This window comes from Streptomyces sp. NBC_00224, assembly GCF_041435195.1.
Taxonomy (GTDB): Bacteria; Actinomycetota; Actinomycetes; order Streptomycetales; family Streptomycetaceae; genus Streptomyces.
The window spans coordinates 8149229-8167238 of the sequence record NZ_CP108106.1 but is presented as its reverse complement, the minus strand read 5'-3'; the positions used below and the strand labels follow the sequence as shown (position 1 = coordinate 8167238).

General features: G+C 72.5%; 14 protein-coding genes. 8 read left to right on the top strand and 6 right to left on the bottom strand.

Features of this window, described 5'->3' with window-relative positions:
* Nucleotides 1–11 precede the first annotated feature (11 nt).
* Genes OG965_RS36500 through OG965_RS36485 form a run of 4 tightly spaced genes read left to right on the top strand, consistent with a single transcriptional unit; the run spans nt 12 to nt 3962 of the window.
* On the top strand, nt 12–944 hold the full coding sequence (locus OG965_RS36500; protein WP_371656358.1) for an ABC transporter permease: 933 nt from the start codon (nt 12–14) through the stop codon (nt 942–944).
* Entirely contained in the window at nt 941–1927 is a 987-nt protein-coding gene (locus OG965_RS36495; protein WP_371656357.1) for an ABC transporter permease, read from the top strand. Before OG965_RS36500 ends, OG965_RS36495 begins: the two co-directional genes overlap by 4 nt.
* Nucleotides 1927–2985 (top strand): ABC transporter ATP-binding protein, encoded by a 1059-nt coding sequence (locus OG965_RS36490; RefSeq protein WP_371656356.1) that lies wholly within the window; start codon nt 1927–1929, stop codon nt 2983–2985. Before OG965_RS36495 ends, OG965_RS36490 begins: the two co-directional genes overlap by 1 nt.
* Complete coding sequence (locus OG965_RS36485; RefSeq protein ID WP_371656355.1) at nt 2982–3962, top strand: ABC transporter ATP-binding protein; 981 nt, start codon at nt 2982–2984, stop codon at nt 3960–3962. The genes OG965_RS36490 and OG965_RS36485 overlap by 4 nt, the downstream gene beginning before the upstream one ends.
* 63 nt (nt 3963–4025) lie before the next feature.
* On the opposite strand, the gene OG965_RS36480 is transcribed toward OG965_RS36485, so the two are convergent.
* Complete coding sequence (locus OG965_RS36480) at nt 4026–5240, bottom strand: M6 family metalloprotease domain-containing protein (RefSeq protein WP_371656354.1); 1215 nt, start codon at nt 5238–5240, stop codon at nt 4026–4028.
* A gap of 101 nt (nt 5241–5341) precedes the next feature.
* Between OG965_RS36480 and OG965_RS36475 the strand changes: the two genes are divergently transcribed.
* Nucleotides 5342–6313: a LysR family transcriptional regulator gene (locus tag OG965_RS36475; RefSeq protein ID WP_371656353.1), complete on the top strand. Its 972-nt coding sequence runs from the start codon at nt 5342–5344 to the stop codon at nt 6311–6313.
* Between the two features lie 100 nt (nt 6314–6413).
* On the opposite strand, the gene OG965_RS36470 is transcribed toward OG965_RS36475, so the two are convergent.
* Together OG965_RS36470 and OG965_RS36465 are read right to left on the bottom strand one after the other, a co-directional pair.
* The gene (locus OG965_RS36470; RefSeq protein ID WP_371656352.1) at nt 6414–9305 is read right to left on the bottom strand and encodes a collagen binding domain-containing protein; all 2892 of its coding nucleotides are present in this window, start codon (nt 9303–9305) and stop codon (nt 6414–6416) included.
* A 135-nt stretch (nt 9306–9440) separates the two neighbouring features.
* Entirely contained in the window at nt 9441–10133 is a 693-nt protein-coding gene (locus tag OG965_RS36465; RefSeq protein WP_371656351.1) for a L,D-transpeptidase family protein, read from the bottom strand.
* Between the two features lie 192 nt (nt 10134–10325).
* Between OG965_RS36465 and OG965_RS36460 the strand changes: the two genes are divergently transcribed.
* On the top strand, nt 10326–11072 hold the full coding sequence (locus OG965_RS36460; RefSeq protein WP_371656350.1) for a hypothetical protein: 747 nt from the start codon (nt 10326–10328) through the stop codon (nt 11070–11072).
* Between the two features lie 7 nt (nt 11073–11079).
* On the opposite strand, the gene OG965_RS36455 is transcribed toward OG965_RS36460, so the two are convergent.
* Nucleotides 11080–12399: a nitrous oxide reductase family maturation protein NosD gene (locus OG965_RS36455; protein ID WP_371656349.1), complete on the bottom strand. Its 1320-nt coding sequence runs from the start codon at nt 12397–12399 to the stop codon at nt 11080–11082.
* 147 nt (nt 12400–12546) lie between these two features.
* Here OG965_RS36455 and OG965_RS36450 point away from each other — a divergent pair, with 147 nt between their 5' ends.
* Nucleotides 12547–13638, top strand: coding sequence for a Dyp-type peroxidase (locus tag OG965_RS36450; RefSeq protein WP_371656348.1), 1092 nt, complete (start codon nt 12547–12549; stop codon nt 13636–13638).
* A 65-nt stretch (nt 13639–13703) separates the two neighbouring features.
* On the opposite strand, the gene OG965_RS36445 is transcribed toward OG965_RS36450, so the two are convergent.
* Nucleotides 13704–14555, bottom strand: a complete 852-nt coding sequence (locus tag OG965_RS36445; protein ID WP_371656347.1) for a universal stress protein — start codon at nt 14553–14555, stop codon at nt 13704–13706.
* Between the two features lie 19 nt (nt 14556–14574).
* Nucleotides 14575–16917: a phosphoketolase gene (locus OG965_RS36440; RefSeq protein ID WP_371656346.1), complete on the bottom strand. Its 2343-nt coding sequence runs from the start codon at nt 16915–16917 to the stop codon at nt 14575–14577.
* Nucleotides 16918–17222: 305 nt separating this feature from the next.
* Between OG965_RS36440 and OG965_RS36435 the strand changes: the two genes are divergently transcribed.
* Nucleotides 17223–17954, top strand: a complete 732-nt coding sequence (locus tag OG965_RS36435) for a CBS domain-containing protein (protein ID WP_371656345.1) — start codon at nt 17223–17225, stop codon at nt 17952–17954.
* Nucleotides 17955–18010: the final 56 nt, after the last annotated feature.

The window sequence follows — 18010 nt, the reverse complement described above, 5'->3', positions numbered from 1 at the left end:
TCTGCCGGATCATGACCACCACCCTCGCACCGGCGGCCGCGCCGACGGGCCGCGGCCCCTGGCAGCTGGCCCGCGCGGAACTGCGCCGCCGCACCTCCGTCAAGATCTCCCTCGCCGTCGTGGCGCTCTTCGTCGTCATGGCGGCCGCCGCCCCCTTGCTGAGCAGGCTCGGCGGCTGGTCGCCCGAGGAGTTCGACAAGACCGCCGTCGACCCGTACCTGGGCGGTCAGCCGCTCGGGACCCTCGGCGGCGTCTCCGCCGACCACTGGCTGGGCGTGGAACCCGTCACCGGGCGCGACCTGTTCGCCCGGGTCGTGCACGGCGCCCAGGTCTCCCTCCTGATCGCCTTCACCGCGACCGCGATCGTCGTGGTCGCGGGCACGGCCGCCGGGATCGCGGCCGGCTACTTCGGCGGGCGCACCGACGCGGTCCTCAGCCGGCTCATGGACCTCACCATGTCCTTCCCCTCCCTCATCTTCATGATCGCGATGATGTCGGTGGCCAAGGACGTCAACCGCATCGCGCTGATGACCGCCGTGATCGGCCTGTTCGGCTGGCCGGGCATCGCCCGGGTCGTCCGCGGCCAGACCCTCTCGCTCAAGCACCGCGAGTACGTCGACGCGGCGCGGGTCAACGGCTCGGGCTCCTGGCGGATCCTCACCCGGGACATCCTGCCGGGCGTCGCGGGGCCCGTCATCGCGTACACCACCCTGATCATCCCCGGCATGATCGCCACCGAGGCGGCCCTCAGCTATCTCGGCGTCGGTGTCCGCCCGCCCACCCCCTCCTGGGGCCAGATGATCGCCGAGAGCGTCGCCTTCTACGACACGGACCCCATGTACTTCGTCATCCCGAGCACCTGCCTCTTCCTCACGGTGCTCGCCTTCACCCTGCTCGGCGACGCGCTGCGGGACATCCTCGACCCGAGGGGAAGCCGCTCATGATCCTCTACATCGGCCGCCGGCTGCTCGGGGTGACCGGCGTCCTGATCGCGATCGCCGCCGTCACCTTCACCATCTTCTACGTCCTGCCCTCCGACCCGGCCGCCGCCGCGTGCGGCAAGTCGTGCAGCGTCGAACGCCTGGCGGCGATCCGCACCCACATGGGTCTGGACGAGCCGATCTGGAAGCAGTTCTGGGAGTTCGCCTCCGGCATCTTCACCGGCCGCACCATGGGCAGCGGCCAGTACGCGCTGCACTGCGACTTCCCGTGCCTGGGCTACTCGTACGAGAACAGCGAATCGGTGTGGGGCCTGCTCATGGACCGCCTGCCCGTCTCCGCCTCGCTCGCACTCGGCTCGGCGGTCCTGTGGCTGGTGCTCGGTCTGTCCGCCGGAGTCACCGCGGCGCTGCGCAAGGACACCCTCACCGACAAGGTCCTGATGGTCGGCGCGGTCGCCGCGGCCTCACTGCCCGTCTACTTCACCTCCATCATGCTGATCTACGGCCTGATCAGAACCGCCGGACTGCTGCCTTATCCGCAGTACGTGTCCTTCGGCTCGGACCCGGTCCACTGGGCGTCCAACCTGCTCCTGCCCTGGCTGGCGCTCGCCGTCCTGTACGCGGCCATGTACGCGCGCCAGAGCCGCAGTTCGATGATCGAGACCATGGCGGAGCCGTACATCCGCACCGCCCGCGCCAAGGGCCTGCCCCGCCGCACCGTCGTGGTCAAGCACGGGCTGCGGGCGGGGATGACGCCGATCCTGACCATCTTCGGGATGGACCTGGGCGGACTGCTCGCGGGCGCGGTGATCACCGAGTCCATCTTCGGGCTGCCGGGCATCGGACGGCTCTTCTACGGCGCCCTGTCCAGCGGCGACCAGCCCGTCATCCTCGGCGTGACCCTGCTCGCCGCCGCCTTCATCGTCGTCGCCAACCTGGCCGTCGACCTGCTCTACGCCGTCGTCGACCCGCGAGTGAGGTACTGATGGACGCGCCCCGCCCCACCTCGCCCGCACTCGCACCCCCAGCCGCGCCCCCGCGGGACGCGCGCGAGCCCCTGCTGTCCGTGCGGAACCTGAGCGTCACCTTCCCCACGCGGCACGGTCCCGTACGGGCCGTCGACTCCCTCGACTTCGACGTCCACCGGGGCCGCACCCTGGGCATCGTGGGAGAGTCCGGCTCCGGCAAGTCCGTCACCTCCATGGCCGTCCTCGGCCTGCACACCGGCGCCCAGGTCACCGGCTCCATCGCGCTCGACGGCGAGGAGCTGGTGGGCCTGACGGAGCGTGAGCTGAACCGGCTGCGCGGCCGCCGGATGGCGATGATCTTCCAGGACCCGCTCTCCAGCCTCCACCCCTACTACACGGTCGGCGAGCAGATCGCCGAACACCACCGCGTCCACTTCCGCTCCGGCCGCGCGGTGGCCCGCCGACGTGCGGTGGAGATGCTCGCCGAGGTCGGCATCCCGGAGCCGCGGCGCCGGGTGGGCGAGTACCCGCACCAGTTCTCGGGCGGTATGCGCCAGCGCGTGATGATAGCGATGGCGCTGGCCTGCGAGCCCGAGCTGCTGATCGCGGACGAGCCGACCACCGCGCTCGACGTCACCGTGCAGGCCCAGATCCTGGAACTGATCGCCCGCCTGCAGCAGGAGCGGGGGCTCGCCGTCGTCATGATCACCCACGATCTGGGGGTGGTGGCGCGCGTCGCCCACGAGGTCCTGGTGATGTACGGCGGCCGGGCCGTCGAACAGGCCCCCGTGGACACCCTGTTCGCGGCCCCGGCCCACCCCTACACCCGCGGCCTGCTCGACTCACTGCCCCGGCTCGACGACCCCGACGACGCACCGCTGCGGGCCATCCCCGGCAGCCCGCCCTCCCTGCTCACCCCGGCTCCCGGCTGCGCGTTCGCGCCCCGCTGCTCCCGGGCCGCGTCGGCCGCCGCGAGCGAGCGGCTGCGCTGCGAGACCGAACTGCCCCTGCTGTCGGGGCCCGCCGGCCACGCGTCCGCCTGCCACCTCCCCACGTACGAAGGCGCCCCTTCATGACCACAGCGACCCAACCCCTGCTGTCCGTACGGGACATGACCAAGGTCTACCCCGCCCGGCGGCGCGGCTCGGCTCCCGTACGGGCGGTCGACGGCATCAGCTTCGACGTGGCACCCGGCGAAACGCTCGGCCTGGTCGGCGAGTCCGGCTGCGGCAAGTCCACCACCGGCCGCACCATCGTGCGTCTGCTGGAGCCCTCAAGCGGGTCGATCGCCTACGACGGCCACGACATCAGCCATCTCTCCCAGCGCGAGCTCAAGCCGCTGCGCCGCGAGATCCAGATGGTCTTCCAGGACCCGCACTCCTCACTCAACCCGCGCCAGACCGTCGCACGGATCATCTCCGACCCCCTGCTTGTGCAAGGGAGTTCGGCGGCGGACGCGCGTCGGCGGGCCGCCGAGCTGATGGAGCTGGTGGGGCTCATACCCGAGCAGATCGACCGCTTCCCGCACGAGTTCTCCGGCGGCCAGGCCCAGCGCATCGGCATCGCCCGCGCGCTGGCCACCCGGCCCCGGCTCGTCATCGCGGACGAGCCCGTCTCGGCCCTCGACGTCTCCGTCCAGGCCCAGATCGTCAACCTGATGGAACGCCTGCAGCGGGAACTGGGGCTGGCCTACCTCTTCATCGCCCACGACCTGTCGGTGGTCAAGCGGGTCTGCGACCGGGTCGCAGTCATGTACCTGGGCCGGATCGTGGAGATCGGCGCGAAGGAGCGGGTGTACGCAGCCCCGGCCCACCCCTACACCCGCGCACTGCTCTCCGCCGTCCCGCTGCCCGACCCGGCCGCCGAGCGGGCCCGCGAGCGCATCACGCTCCTGGGCGACCCGCCGAGCCCGGCCGCGCCCCCACCGGGCTGCTCCTTCCACCCCCGCTGCCCCAAGGCACAGGAACGGTGCCGCAGCGAGGCGCCCGTGCTGCGGATCGCCGCGCCGGGCGAGGCACGCCAGGTCGCCTGTCACTTCCCCGAGGCGGCCTGACGGCGGGTGTGCCCCGGAACCACGAACGGTTCCGGGGCACACCCTTGCGATCCTCTCCCCCGTCTACGACTTGGTGATCCGGACCCGCTCCCCGTACCCGTCGGCGCTCAGCACGTCGATCCGTACCCCGGCCGCGGGGTCCGTGAACGACTCGCCGGACCAGTACGGCGCGTCGTCCAGCGGACGGCAGCCGCCGGCCGGAGTGGCGGCGGGCTTGGCGTCCACGACGCGGATCGGCCCGTATCCGGTCGGCACGGACGTGTCGACCTTGTAGATGAGCGCGCCGGTCGAGCAGACCGCCGTATCCGCCTGGACCGCCCGGCGCGATTCGACGACGTACGCGGTCGTCGGCCCGGTCGGCACCACGGCGATCTTGGTCCCGCCGCCGTACTCGACGGCGGTGAGGTCCACCGTGCGGGTGCCGCGCGACGCCTGGCAGGCGACCTGGCCGTCGTCGGTCCAGCCGAGCTTCCACGACTCCCACCCGAAGTACTGCGGCGCCTTCCCGCCTATCAGGCCCATGACGTCCCAGCCGCCGACGAACCGGTGTGCGTCGCTGCCCGCCTCGAAGGCGTACAGGTCGGGCAGGCCGAAGGTGTGCGCCGTCTCGTGGCCGACCAGCTTGGGGCCCCAGTTCCACATGTCCTGGCCGAACGTGACCGCCCACTTCACGGTCGTACCGTCGGCGACGACGCCCGCGGTGCCCGGCTGGTACACATAGGTCGGCGTGAAAGAGATGGCCGTCGCATTCCTGGTGGGGACGACGTAGACCATGTCGTACCCGGAGAAGTCCACCGCCGGGTCGGCGGCCCTCACCGCGTCCCTGAGGTACGCCTCGTGGGCTTCGTGGCTCAGTCCGCGCGCGAAGCCGTACGAGGTGGAGTCGTGCGGCATGCGCACCCACCACCGGTGCTGGCTGATGGCGAGCCACGCCTTGCCGTACGAGGCGTTCCACAGCCAGTTCGCGCCAGGCGTGAGCTGCGCCGCGTCATCGGCCGGAGCCTCGGTGGCCGCCGCGTCCGGGAAGTCCACGAAGATCATGGCGACCTTGCGGGTGCCGGTCGAGCGCTGGAAGACAGTGCGGTCGGTGCTGTGCCCCTCGTCCGACCAGCCGGTGGTGCCGCGCAGTGCGCAGTCGGAGGCGGCGTCGGCCTGCGCGGGGGCCGGCGCCACGCCAAGCAGGAGGAGCAGCACGGTGAGGGCCAGGACGGGCAATGGCAGCGTCCGGCGCGCGGCGCGCGCGGACTTGGGGGAAGGGACAGGAGCGGTGCTTCTCATGGACTCGCGACCTCCAGATGAATGGCATGTGACATTTCACATAAGAGTGGAGGGGTCCCAGCCCTGTCCGAAAGATGTCGTCGCTCCATAACATCCGCGCCATGGATCTGGAGCTGCGGCACCTGCGGGTGGTGTGCGCGATCGCGGAGGCCGGGAGCCTCACCAAGGCGGCCGCCGCGCTGCGCATGACCCAGCCCGGGCTCAGCGCGCAGCTCCGCCGTATCGAGACCATGCTCGGCGGCGCCCTCTTCGACCGCAGACGGGACGGCGCGGTCCCCACCGGCTTCGGTGAACTGGTCCTCACCCGCGCCCAGTCGATCCTGCCCGGAGTCGACGGCCTGCTCGCGGACACCACCCGCGCCGCCCGCCGGATGTCGGCCCCCCACCGCGTCCGCCTCGGCTCCGTCGGCGGCCCCCTCCTCGGCCATCTCATCCTGGCGGTACGGGAGTCGCTGCCCGGCACCGAGGTCACCGCCCGCTCGCACCCCTCCCCCGTGGCGCTCCTGGAAGACGTGGTCGCGGGCCGCCTGGAAGCCGCCGTCCTCGGCGACAACCCCCACGACGAGCTCCTGCCGCGTGACGGGGTGGTCCTCGTCCCGTTCGCCACCGAGCCCGTGTTCGCGCTGCTGCCCGCTGCCCATCCGCTGGCCGCCCAGCGGGAAGTGGCCCTGGCCCAGCTCCTCGACGAGGACTGGGCGGTGCCGGGCCCGGACCGGGACCGCACCCGCGAGTACTGGTCGTCGGTCTGCGCCCTGACACACCGCCGCCCCTCGGCCCCGTACGAGGCCGAGGGGCGCCAGCTGATCGAGATCGTGCGGGCCGGACTGGCCGTCAGCCTGTGCCAGGCCACGTTCATCGAGGTTCCCGGTGTCGCCGTGCGCCCACTGACCGGAAATCCCCTCCACTACCGCCATGTTCTGGCCTGGCGCCGCGACGGGCCGCTCGCCCCGCACGGCACCGAGATCCTCCGCCGTGTGCAGACCGGTTACGCGAACGCCCGCGCCGACAGCCCGGCGTACACGCGGTGGCTGAAGCACGGGTCGTGCGAGGCGCCGGGGCCGGTGGAGCCATGACGACGGGCCCCCGGGGCGCGGATGCGCTCGGGGGCCCGTGCGGTCGGCGGACCGGTACGGCCCGGGTCAGGTCAGGTCAGGTCAGACGAGGTGGGTCGGGTCAACGGGGCCCGCCCTTGCCTCCCTTGCCCTTTCCCTTGTCCGGTTCGCCTCTCTGGTTCACGAGGCTGATCTCGATGCCCTGCTCGGCGTTGGCGGCCGTCACCGAGTACGGGCCGGTCACCGGCTGCGCGGGCAGACGGTAGCCCTCGGGCACCGCGGTCTCCCGCAGGTAGTAGGTGCCCAGCGGGAGGCCGGTGAAGGTGCAGTGGCCCTGCCCGTCGGAGGCGCACGCCGCACCGTGCTTGGTGTCCGGGGTGGTTCCGCCGGTCTGCAGGCCGCCCGTCCCGTTCGTCTCCTGCCACAGCTCGAACACCGCGCCCCGCAGGGGCTCGTGGGAGGTGGCGTCCCGCTTGAGGATCTTGAGCTTGCCCTGGACGGGCTGGTTGTCGACGGTGACCGAGACCCCCTTCTCGGCGTCACCGGCCGTCAGGCGCAGCGGTCCGAAGACGCCTGGTACGGGCAGGACATGGCCGTCCGGGGCCTTGGTCTCCTGCCAGTAGTACGACCCGAGCGGCAGATCCTCGACCGTGCACGTGCCGTCGGCGCCGGTCGTGCACGCGGCGCCCTGCCGGGTGTCGGGCCTGTCCCCGGTGGTCTGCAGACCGTCGTGTCCGTTGGTCTCCCGCCACAGCTGGAAGACCGCTCCGGGCAGCGGCCTGCCCGTCCTGGCGTCGTGCTTGACGACGCTCACCTGCCCCTTGGGCGGGATGTAGTAACCGGCGTCGTGGGTGTGGTCGTTGTCGCCCGCCGCCCCGGTGGTGAGCCGGTCGATCTGGGTGCGCGGGTCCGGGTCGGAGTCGATGGAGCGGTTGCGCCCCTGGTCCCTCTCCGTGGGCACGAGGTCCCCGGGTGCGGGTTTCTCGGGGATGCCGCCGGTGTCGGCCGTGGTCACATCGAACTTGATCCGGTACTCGGTGTGCGGCTCGACCTGGAAGTAGTACTCGCCGCGCTCATTGGTCCTCGTGCTGTGGACGACCTTGCCGTCCTTGTCGAGCAGCGTCACCGTAGCGCCGGGGATGGGCTCCTCCGCCGGGCCCTGGATGCCGTCGCGGTCGCGGTCGAACCAGACCCGGTTGCCGATCTGCACCGGCGCCTCGTCGCACAGGAGCTCCAGGTCGCCCAGGCCGTTGGCCTTGCCGAAGGAGCCGGTTCCGCCGTCCACTTGGTAGTCGTCGGAGCCCGCGCCCGTGGTGTTGTCGAGCTTCCGCACACCGCCGGAGAAGATCGTCAGCGGATCGACGATGGTCGCCACGGTCTTGGTGAAGCGGGGAGCGAACGCGAGGCCGCCCTGGAGCGACTCCGCGAGCTGGCCGAGCGTGGAGTCGCCGTAGTAGTACTCCTTCACCCCGTCCTGCTGCGGCGGCGCACTGCCGTTGACGAAGTGGTTGGGGCAGTCCGCCGAGGTGCTGTCCCACACCCACTCGGCGCCCTTCCTGCACACCCGGGTGATGTCGCCCATCGCCGGGAACAGCGAGCGCTGCGCGGTGTCGTTGGTGGCGCCCTCGGGCGGCAGGGCCTCGTAGCCGGCCTGGTCGCCGAGCCGGTCCCGGAAGCCGAGCATCATCGAGCCGTCGCGGTCGAAGACGATGTCGGACAGCATCGGCTGGGGGTAGTTGGCCTGGAGGAACCAGGCGTACGGGTCCCAGCTCCTGAGCCAGTGCCGCCAGTGGGTGTCGCCCTTGACCGACGAGTAGCCCATGCCCCGCTCGAAGGCGAGGTCGTGGGAGACGACGGTCGAGAACGAGGTGCCGCCCAGCTTCAGCACGTACGCGCGCAGGTCCGCGTCCTTCTGGGACGACTCGGCGCTGCACGTGCCGCCCACGTACAGGGCGCCGTCGTGGAAGCCGAGACCGTAGGGGCGCCAGTCGTCCGCGCCGCTCGGGCAGCCGGGGTCCGGGATCGCGATGGTCCGCTGGGGTTGGGCCGCCGGTTTGCCGGGTCCGGCGCCGGTGGTGTCGTAGACGTAGAGGCTCTTGGCCTTGAGCCCCACCGCGTACAGGGTGTGGCCGTCGTCGGCCAGGTCGAGGTCGCCCAGGGCCTCCTTGCCGACCGCGTTGTTGATCTCCAGGGTGTCGCGGGTGAGGTCCGCGGAGTGCTTGGCGTCCCCGGCGTCCGGGACGGTCGCGAACAGCGAGGTCTGCTTCGTCTTGCGGTCGACGACGTAGATGCCGCCGGGTCCGGCGGGCCCGTACGGCATCAGACGCTTGGTGAGCGCGCCGACGAAGAGCTGGTCGGTGTCGCGCTTGTGGGCGAGGCCGTAGGTGGCGCCGATCTGCTCGAAGGTTGCTTCGTCGTCCGGTGCCGGGCCGTCGCCGGTGCGGTCGTACGGCCAGGACACCAGGGCCTTGGTGCCCACCGTGCCGGGTGCGCTCTGATGCGAACAGGGCGTGGCCAGGGTCGGGTTGGCCTGGCAGTAGTCGGCCGGGACGTGGACGCCGGTCACGACGGAGGCGTTCTTCCCGTCGGTCACGTCGACGAATTCGACCAGGGACGACAGCGACGGGGCGGGCCCGCCCGCCTGCGCCGGGCGCAGGAACCGCTTGTCGGGCGGGATGACCGCCTCGACCCGGTAGCGCCCGCCGGTCAGCCCGAGGGCCGAGGGCGCGAACCGCGCCTTGCCGTCGTCCGCGGTGACCGAGGTACGGGCCGTGCCCGCCGCATCGGTGATCGTGACGGGGATGCCCCTCTCCCCGACTTCCAGCGCCGGGGTCCAGCTGCCGTCGGAGTCCACGTCCCGTACCACGGTGACGTCGACCGTGCCGTCGGCGCGGGCCGACGGGCCGTGCGCCGCCGTGGTGGCGGCGATGAGGGGCGCGGCCAGCATGAGGGCGGCGCCGCCTGCCGCCCAGAATCGGATCCGGCCCGAGGGGGGCCGTGGGGGATGGTGCATGGTGATGTCTCATTTCCGCCGTCACCTGATACGACGAATTGAATGAACATCACACCGCCGGTCCCTCGTGATCGACAGAAGTGATCATGCCGAGGACTCACCCGTGCGCCACGGCGGATTCACCCGGGCGGTCCTTCACGTCGCGGGTTTGCGGCCCCAGATGAAGACGGGGTCGCCGAGGTCGGTGGTGTTCCACAGGAGCTGGGCGTCCTGGAGGCGGAGGTTGATGCAGCCGGCCGAGCCGCCGCCGTTGAACAGGTCGCCGTAGACGCCGTGGAAGGCCTGGCCGCCGGAGAAGTACTGGGAGTACGGCATGGGCGCGTTGTCGTACAGCTCGGAGTGGTCGTCGATGCGGCGCTCGGTGATCTCGTGCCAGCCGTTGCGGGTCTGCTGGCCCCAGCGCCCGGTGCGGACCGCGACCGCCGGGTAGACGACCTGGCCGTCGCGCTGCACCCACAGGAGCTGGCGCGCGAGGTCGACGCAGACGAGCCGCTCCTCCCGGTGCGGACAGGTCCCGTTCTTGTTGGGGGCGCGGCGTTCCTCGATCACCAGGGTGGTGCGATAGGTGGCCAGGCTCGCGGAGCCGTCGGCGGGGAGGATGCCGTGGAGTTCCTGGAAGGCGCGGATCGCCACGCAGTCGGCGCTGGACTGACGTCCGTCGGCGGGCAGGCGCAGATACTGCTCCAGCTGCCACTGGTACGGGCCGGTGTCCACGGTGCACGCGGGTGCGGGCGCGGCGGCGGGGGTCGGGGCGGCCACCGCGACCAGAAGGGCGGCGAGGGCGCCCACGAGTATCGGCGAACGCGGGCGGCGTATGAGCGGCGTCACGGCGGCTCCTGCTGGCTGCGGCGACGGCATCGGGCACCGGCGCCCTGGCCGCCATTCGAGCACGTCGGGCCGGGGCCCACCGTGGCGAAGGGGCCATCCGGGTGTCACCGCCGCAACGACTGCTGCGCCTGAACGGCCCACCCGACCGTGTCACGGCCGTCCGCCGCGCCCGGCCGGTGGTGTGCTGACCCGGTGATGGGACATACGGCACGCCGGGCGCTGCGCCACGGCGGCTGCGCCGCGCTGCTCACGGCGGCGCTGCTCATGGGGACGACGGCCTGCGGTGCACCGGACCGGCGTCGGCCGGTCACCCTGGAGGAGGCCCAGCGGCTGGCTCTGGCCCGCCTGTCGGTGTACGAGAGCGGCCCGGCCTCGGTCCGGCTGCGGGTGCCCGCGGCGGACACCGACGTCGGTGTCGAGGCCGTGGTCGACTACGCCGCCCACCGTGCTCTCGGCAGCTACCGCGCCCTCGGCCGGGACGGCCGGGTCGCCTGGGACGCGGCCGGCGTATCGGTGGCGCCCGGCGGGGGCCACCTGGAACGGCCGGGCGCCGCATCCCGCTGGTCCAGGCGCTCCTACACCCGCGACCCGGTGGACCGCGCGCTGCGCCTGGTACTGGCCCTCGGCAGCGACCGCCCCGAGAACGCCCAGCTCCTGGCGCAGTCGGGCCCCCAGTGGCTGGGCGAGAAGCGGCTGCGGGGCCACACCTACACGCTGTTCGCCGGGCCCCGCCCCACCACCCGTACTGCCGGCGGCGCGAAGCCGTCGGGCCCGCCCACCTCGCCGGTGACGTACTGGATCGACGAGACGGGCGTGCTCGGCCGGGTCGAGGCGGTGCTCACCAGCGGGGGCGACCCCGTGACGGTCGACTTCACCGGGCGCCGCTCACCGCTGCCGCCGGGCCCGTGGCCCTCCCCGGCGGCCTCGACACGGGCGTGACGCGCGGCTACGCGGACCCGGACGGCAGCGGATAGCTCTGCGCCTCCGGGCGCCCGGGCAGACCCACGGCCGCCCGCGCGGGCGTGGAGGACGCCCGGGGCATGGACGGCTGCGGCGGCGGAGCGGGCACCAGCCGGAAGGACAGTCCCGCCGGTGCGGCGACGACGGGCACCGACCCGGGCACCCGCCACCGCCCCGCCGGCCGCCCGCAGCGCGCCGCGTCGGTGAGGTCCGCCGGGGACACCCGGTCGGGCGTGTTGGCGTCGAAGCAGTTGCCCGCGACGGCGGAGGTGGCGAGCACCAGGTCGGTCCCGTTGCCGGTGACCCGGTTGTCCCGGACCGCGTTACGGGCCGCCGGATACCCGGCGACATCGGTCAGCAGCACCCCGGCCCGGCGGTTGCCGCTGATCAGGTTGCGCTCGACGGTGTTGTCCGTGCCTCCGCCCAGGCCGATCCCGATGCCGTAGCCGCCGTCGGCCTGCTCGGGGCTGCCGTCGTCGTTGTTGTCGGTGAAGGCGTTGCCGGTGAACATCGCGCGGTGCTGGGGGGCCAGGGCCTCCAGGTCGTTGGAGTTCACGGTCGCCCCGACGCGGTTGTGGCGGGCCGTGTTGCCGAGGACGTACAACTCCTCGGAGGCGTTGGTGACTTCGATGCCCACGGCGTTGTGCTCGACGGTGTTGCGCCGCACGGTGGTGAGACACGGACGGCACTGGCCCACATAGATCCCGGAGTCGGCTTGGCCGGAGGCGTACGAGTCCTCGATGATCCCCTCGCGGGCGTCGAACGCGTAGATGCCGTACAGCGCGTTGTTGTGAGCCGTGACGTAGGACGCCCGGAAGCCCTTGAGCGGGGGGTACGCCTTGGTGTCGAGCCGTTCGTACCCCGCTCCCCCGGCGCCGCCGGTGTGCCGGGACGCGTCGGTCACGCCGGTGAACAGCACGCCGTTGGCGAGGTGGTTGCGGACCGTCAGATTCTCCACGGCCGACCCCGCCCCGGTCACGGTGACGCCGTTGGCGCGGCGGAACTCGCCGTCGATGACCGTGCCGTTGCGATCCGCGCCGCGCAGGACGACGCGGGGCACGGCGACCGTGACGCTCTCCCGGTAGACGCCGGGCGCGACCAGCACCAGATCGCCGGGGCGCGCGTGGTCCACCGCCTGTTGGATGGACCCGAAGTCCCGCGGCACGCGCAGGGTGGCGGCCGGGCCGCGACCGGGCGGGGCGGAGTCGTCCACCGGGCCGGAACACGCCGGAACGAGCAGGAGCAGCGCGGCGACGGGCAGGCCGAGCCGACGCCGCGGCAGAAGGCGAGAAACGAGAGCGAGCACGGCGCCAGGTGTATCGTGCGAAGCGCCGCGAATGCGAACTACGCCCCTTATACGACTACTTGCCCCGCGAGGGGCATGAAGGGGGATGAACAGCGTGCCTCTTCCGCACGAAGCTCGTCGGACGGCGGTCCCGCCGGGGGCCCCGACATGAACGGGCCCGCCCGGCGCGGCCTGCTCGGCGGGCTGGCCGCCCTCGGCACGGCCGCCGCCGTGACCGGCTGCCAGGGATCCCGCACCCCCGCCCCCGCCCCGTCCTCCCAGCCCGGCCGCCAGCCGGGCGTGACGGACCCGCAGCCTCCCCGTGTGCTCCTGCTTTCCTACGACTTGAGCCCCGGCACCCACGGTCCGTCGGGCCGGGACGCCGTCCGGCGTATGTTCGCCGCGTGGACGCCCCTGCTCACCGCCCGCCCGTCCACCGCGCGCGACGGCCCGACCGTCACGGTCGGTTTCGGCCCCGCCTTCTTCACCCGCCTCGGCTCACGGACACCGGAGGCGCTCCGCGACCTCCCCGCCTTCGCCGGTGACCGGCTGCGCCCCGAAGCCGGGGGCGGCCAGGTGTTCCTGCAGATCTGCGCCGGCACCCCGGCCGTCTGCACCGATCTCGCGCGGCGGCTGGAGCGGGCCGTGCCGGGCGTGTTGCGCCCGCGCTGGCACCAGGCGGGCTTCCTGCCCGCGACGACGCCAGGAGAGACCCCCCGCAACCTGTTCGGCTTCAAGGACGGCACCGCCAACCCGAGCGCCAAGGAGGCCGAACGATGGGTGTGGCTCGGCCCCGGGCCCCACCACAACGCCACCTACCTGGTGGTGCGCCGCATCCGGCTGGCGACGGCCGAGTTCGGCAATCTGCCCGTAGAACGCCAAGAACGCGTCATGGGCCGCCGCAAACCGCACGGCGGCCCCCTCCAGGGCGGCCCCGAACACACCGAAGCCGATCTCTTCGCCAAGACGTCACAGGGCAGCTACCTGCTCCCGGCCGACGCCCACGTCCGCCTCGCCCACCCCCGATTCGACGGCGGGGCCCGGATGCTGCGCCGCGGATACTCCTACGACAACGCCCCCGACGACCAGGGTCTGCTCTTCCTCGCGTACATGAACGACCCCAACCTGTTCACCCGCGTACAACGCCGCCTCGCGGGCCACGACGCACTCGGCCCGTTCGTCGAACACTTCGGCTCCGCCCTGTTCTTCGTCCCGCCGGGCGGGGGCCCGGACCGGCCGCTTGGCAGCACCGTCCTGTAGGCACCGGCGGCGGCTTCGATCGCGGGCGGACACCGTGTCTGTCCGCCCGGGCCTCTCTCCTCCGGTCAGCAGTGCGGCACCACGGCCACCGGGCACAGCACGTGGTGGATCACCGAGTGGGCGACCGGGCCCAGGTGGTCGCCCATGCCGGTGCGGCGGCCGATGACCAGCAGGCCGGCCCGGGTGGAGGCCAGCAGCAGGTGGTGGCCCGCCCGGCCGTGGAGCGCGTGCTCCAGTACGTCGATGTCGGGGAACTTGTGCCGCCACGCGGACAGCATCCCGGACAGTGCGCGGGCCTTCTCCTCCGCCGGGTCGTCCGCGTCCGCCGACGGCACCAGCGGCACGCTCCAGGCGTGCAGGACGTGCAGCGCCGCGTGCCGGCTCGCCGCCGCGTCGAAGGCGTACGCGAGCAGTTCGTCGCACGGGCGGCCCAGGTCGAGTCCGAGGACCACGGGCCGGTACGGGCCGTTGCCCGCCAACCCCTGCCGCTCGTCCTCGGGCCGCTCCCCCGCGCGCACCAGAACGACCGGGCACGCGGCCCGCGCGGTGGCGTCGAGGGCGACCGAGCCGACCATGAACGCGGCCAGTCCGGTCAAGCCACGCGAGCCCAGGACCAGGGCCTCGGAGGTCTCGGCCGCCTCCACCAGGGTGTCGGCGGGCCGGCCGAGGGCGTGGGCGGGCCGGATCTCCAAGGCGGGGTGGCAGTAGGCGAGTTGGACGGCGGCCCGGTCCAGGGCCGTGTGCCCGCGCTCGGCGGGCACGTCCGGTTCGGGGAGGAAGGTCCGGTCCGCGGGTTCCTCGTCCACGTGGAGCAGGTGCAGGGGAAGGCCGCGCAGTACGGCTTCGCGGGCGGCCCAGTCGGCGGCGTCGAGGCTCTCGCGCGAGCCGTCGATACCGGCCGTGATGTGGCGATGCATGATCCACCTCCAGTGGGGGTCAGCCGGTCCAGGTCCAGTCGGCGACCTCGGGCAGATCGGTGCCGTGGTCGCGGATCCAGGCGTGGTGGCGGGTGCGGGTGTCGGCCATGGTCTGGCGGACGCCGGCCGCGCGCACGGCGAGGCCGGGGACGCGGTCGATGACGTCCATGACGAGCCGGTACCGGTCGAGGTCGTTGCGGACGACCATGTCGAAGGGCGTCGTGGTGGTGCCGGACTCCTTGTAGCCGCGCACATGGAGCTGGCCGTGGCCGCCGCGGCGGTAGGTGAGCCGGTGGATCAGCCACGGGTAGCCGTGGTAAGCGAAGATCACCGGCTTGTCGCGGGTGAACAGCGCGTCGTACTCGAAGTCGGCCATTCCGTGCGGGTGTTCCTCGTGGGGCAGCAGCTTCGTCATGTCGACGACGTTGACGACGCGGACGGCGAGGTCCGGGAGGTGGCGGCGCAGCAGCCCGGCGGCGGCCAGGACCTCCTGGGTGGGCACGTCTCCGGCGCAGGCCAGAACGACGTCGGGCTCGCGGTCGCGGCCCTCGGTACCGGCCCACTCCCAGATGCCCGCGCCGCGCGCGCAGTGGCCGCGGGCCTCCTCCAGGGAGAGCCAGTCGAAGCAGGGCTGCTTGCCGGCGACGACCACGTTGACGTAGTCGCGCGAGCGCAGGACGTGGTCCGCCACGGACAGCAGGGTGTTGGCGTCCGGCGGGAGGTAGACCCGTACGACCTCGGGGCTCTTGTTCAGCACATGGTCGACGAAGCCGGGGTCCTGGTGCGAGAAGCCGTTGTGGTCCTGGCGCCAGACGTGCGAGGTGAGCAGGTAGTTGAGGGAGGGGACGGGGGCGCGCCACGACAGGCCCCGCGACGTCTTCAGCCACTTGATGTGCTGGTTGACCATCGAGTCGACGATGTGGACGAACGCCTCGTAGCAGGAGAACAGGCCGTGGCGGCCGGTGAGGTTGTAGCCCTCCAGCCAGCCCTGGCAGAGGTGTTCGGACAGGATCTCCATCACCCGGCCGTCGCGGGCCAGGTTCTCGTCGGTCTCCAGGATCTCCGCCTGCCACGCCTTGCCGGTGACCTCGAAGAGGGCGCCCAGCCGGTTGGAGGCGGTCTCGTCGGGGCCGACCACGCGGAAGTCGCGCCGCTCGGCGGTGTCGGCCATCACCTGGGCCAGCAGACCGCCGAGGACCCGGGTGGGCTCGTGCAGGGTCGCGCCCGGCTTGTCGACGGGGACGGCGAAGTGCTCCAGCGGCGGCAGCGGCAGGTCGCGGGTGAGCAGGCCGCCGTTGGCGTGCGGATTCGCGCCGAGCCGGCGCTCGCCGTCCGGGACGCAGGCCAGCACCTGCTCGGTGGGGCGGCCGTCGGCGTCGAAGAGCTCCCGAGGCCGGTAGGAGCGCAGCCACGCATCCAACTGCCGCAGGTGGTCGGCGTCTTCGCGGACAGCGGCGAGCGGCACCTGGTGCGAGCGCCAGGTGCCCTCCACCGGTTCGCCGTCGACCACAGCCGGGCCCGTCCAGCCCTTCGGCGTACGGAGCACGATCATCGGCCAGGACGCCCGTACGCCGGTCCGCTTGATCTCGTCGATACGGTCCAGGGCGTGGTCCAGGGCGCGGGCCATCGCCTCGTGCACCTTGAGCGGGTCCGAGCCGGTGACGTGGAGCGGCTCGTGGCCGTATCCCCGCAGCAGCGAGTCGAGTTCGGCCTCGGGCAGCCGGGCGAGGACCGTCGGGTTGGCGATCTTGTAGCCGTTCAGGTGCAGGATCGGCAGTACGGCGCCGTCGTGGACGGGGTCGAGGAACTTGTTCGAGTGCCAGGACGCGGCGAGCGGCCCGGTCTCGGCCTCCCCGTCGCCGATCACACAGGCGACCAGCAGGCCGGGGTTGTCGAACGCGGCCCCGTAGGCGTGCGCCAGGGAGTAGCCGAGCTCGCCGCCCTCGTGGATCGAGCCGGGGGTCTCGGGAGCCACATGGCTGGGCACGCCGCCGGGGAAGGAGAACTGCCGGAACAGCCGCGCCATGCCCGCCGCGTCCCGGCCGACGTCGGGATAGGTGCGCGAATACGAGCCGTCCAGCCAGGAGTTCGCCAGCACCGCCGGGCCGCCGTGCCCCGGACCCCACACGCAGATCGCGTCGAGCGAGCGCTCCCTGATCACCCGGTTCAGATGGGTGTGCACGAGGTTGAGGCCGGGTGAGGTGCCCCAGTGGCCGACCAGGCGCGGTTTGATGTGCTCGGGCCGCAGCTCCTCGGTCAGCAGCGGGTTGTCCAGCAGATAGATCTGCCCCGCGGACAGGTAGTTCGCGGCGCGCCAGTGGGCGTCGAGGGCGGCCGGGTTCGGCGGACGGTGCTTCGTCATGGTGTCTCCGGCTTCGTCGGGGGCGTGCCGTCGGTAGGGGTACCGCGTACGGGGGTGCTCAGTCGTCCGGCTCACCTCGGGGTGGGCGGCCGTCGCGGCCCCGCTCCCGGAGACTGGCACCGGGCCGGTGGCGGGATACAGGGGCGAACCGGCCCTGCGGAGGGGTCATTCGGCCCCTGTCCCGCCGCGGTGCCGGCGGGACAGGCTGCTCGCATGGCCACACGGTTCTCGCCCGGCCGAGCGGGGTGACCGCCCTCGATGTCCGCACGACCCGTACCCGCGAAGGCCGCGATGAGGAGGAAGTCGTGAAACACGCCAAGGTCGGCTCGGTCATGACGAGCGACGTCGTGAGCACGCGCACATCGGTCCCCTTCAAGGAGATCGCCCGGCTGCTGGCAGAGCATCACATCAGCGGGCTTCCGGTGGTGGACGACGACGACAAGGTCGTCGGCGTCCTGTCCGAGACCGACCTGATGGCCCGGCAGACGGAGGCGGAGGACCCGTACGAGCCGCCCCGCCGGTTCCGGCCCGCCTCCTTCGGGCGCGGTGCACGCGCCCGAAGGAAGAAGGCCCGGGCCCGGACGGCGGGTGAGCTGATGTCCCGCCCGCCGATCACCGTGCGCGCCGACGGCACGATCGCCGTCGCCGCCCGGACCATGGCGGCGCACCGCGTCGAACGCCTCCCCGTGCTGGACGCCGAGGACCGGCTCGTCGGCATCGTGACCCGCCACGACCTCCTCCAGGTCTTCCTGCGCTCGGACGACGAGATCCGCGCCGAGGTCGTCCGGGACGTGCTGGTCGGGACCCTGTGGCTGTCGCACGGCACGATCGACATCACCGTGCGGGAGGGCGTGGTGACCCTGTCCGGGCAGCTGGAACGGCGCAGTGAGATCCCCCTCGCGGTACGTATGTCGCGCATGGTGGACGGAGTCGTCGCCGTCGTCGACGAGCTCGGCTACCAGCTCGACGATTCGCATCTGCACCCGGACGAACCGGCCGTGCACGGCATCGCCGACGACTGGCTGCGCAAGCTCTGAGAGGGGCGGTGATTACCGCCGCCCGCGCGGCGGTAATCCGACCTGCCCAACCCGGC

What these genes read in the sequence shown, in the direction of transcription:
- OG965_RS36450 (WP_371656348.1), top strand. Translation starts at nt 12,547, where the DNA reads ATGAACGGGCCCGCCCGGCGCGGCCTGCTCGGCGGGCTGGCCGCCCTC.
- OG965_RS36490 (WP_371656356.1), top strand. Translation starts at nt 1,927, where the DNA reads ATGGACGCGCCCCGCCCCACCTCGCCCGCACTCGCACCCCCAGCCGCG.
- OG965_RS36485 (WP_371656355.1), top strand. Translation starts at nt 2,982, where the DNA reads ATGACCACAGCGACCCAACCCCTGCTGTCCGTACGGGACATGACCAAG.
- OG965_RS36495 (WP_371656357.1), top strand. Translation starts at nt 941, where the DNA reads ATGATCCTCTACATCGGCCGCCGGCTGCTCGGGGTGACCGGCGTCCTG.
- OG965_RS36440 (WP_371656346.1), bottom strand. Translation starts at nt 16,917, where the DNA reads ATGACGAAGCACCGTCCGCCGAACCCGGCCGCCCTCGACGCCCACTGG.
- OG965_RS36480 (WP_371656354.1), bottom strand. Translation starts at nt 5,240, where the DNA reads ATGAGAAGCACCGCTCCTGTCCCTTCCCCCAAGTCCGCGCGCGCCGCG.
- OG965_RS36475 (WP_371656353.1), top strand. Translation starts at nt 5,342, where the DNA reads ATGGATCTGGAGCTGCGGCACCTGCGGGTGGTGTGCGCGATCGCGGAG.
- OG965_RS36470 (WP_371656352.1), bottom strand. Translation starts at nt 9,305, where the DNA reads ATGCACCATCCCCCACGGCCCCCCTCGGGCCGGATCCGATTCTGGGCG.
- OG965_RS36445 (WP_371656347.1), bottom strand. Translation starts at nt 14,555, where the DNA reads ATGCATCGCCACATCACGGCCGGTATCGACGGCTCGCGCGAGAGCCTC.
- OG965_RS36500 (WP_371656358.1), top strand. Translation starts at nt 12, where the DNA reads ATGACCACCACCCTCGCACCGGCGGCCGCGCCGACGGGCCGCGGCCCC.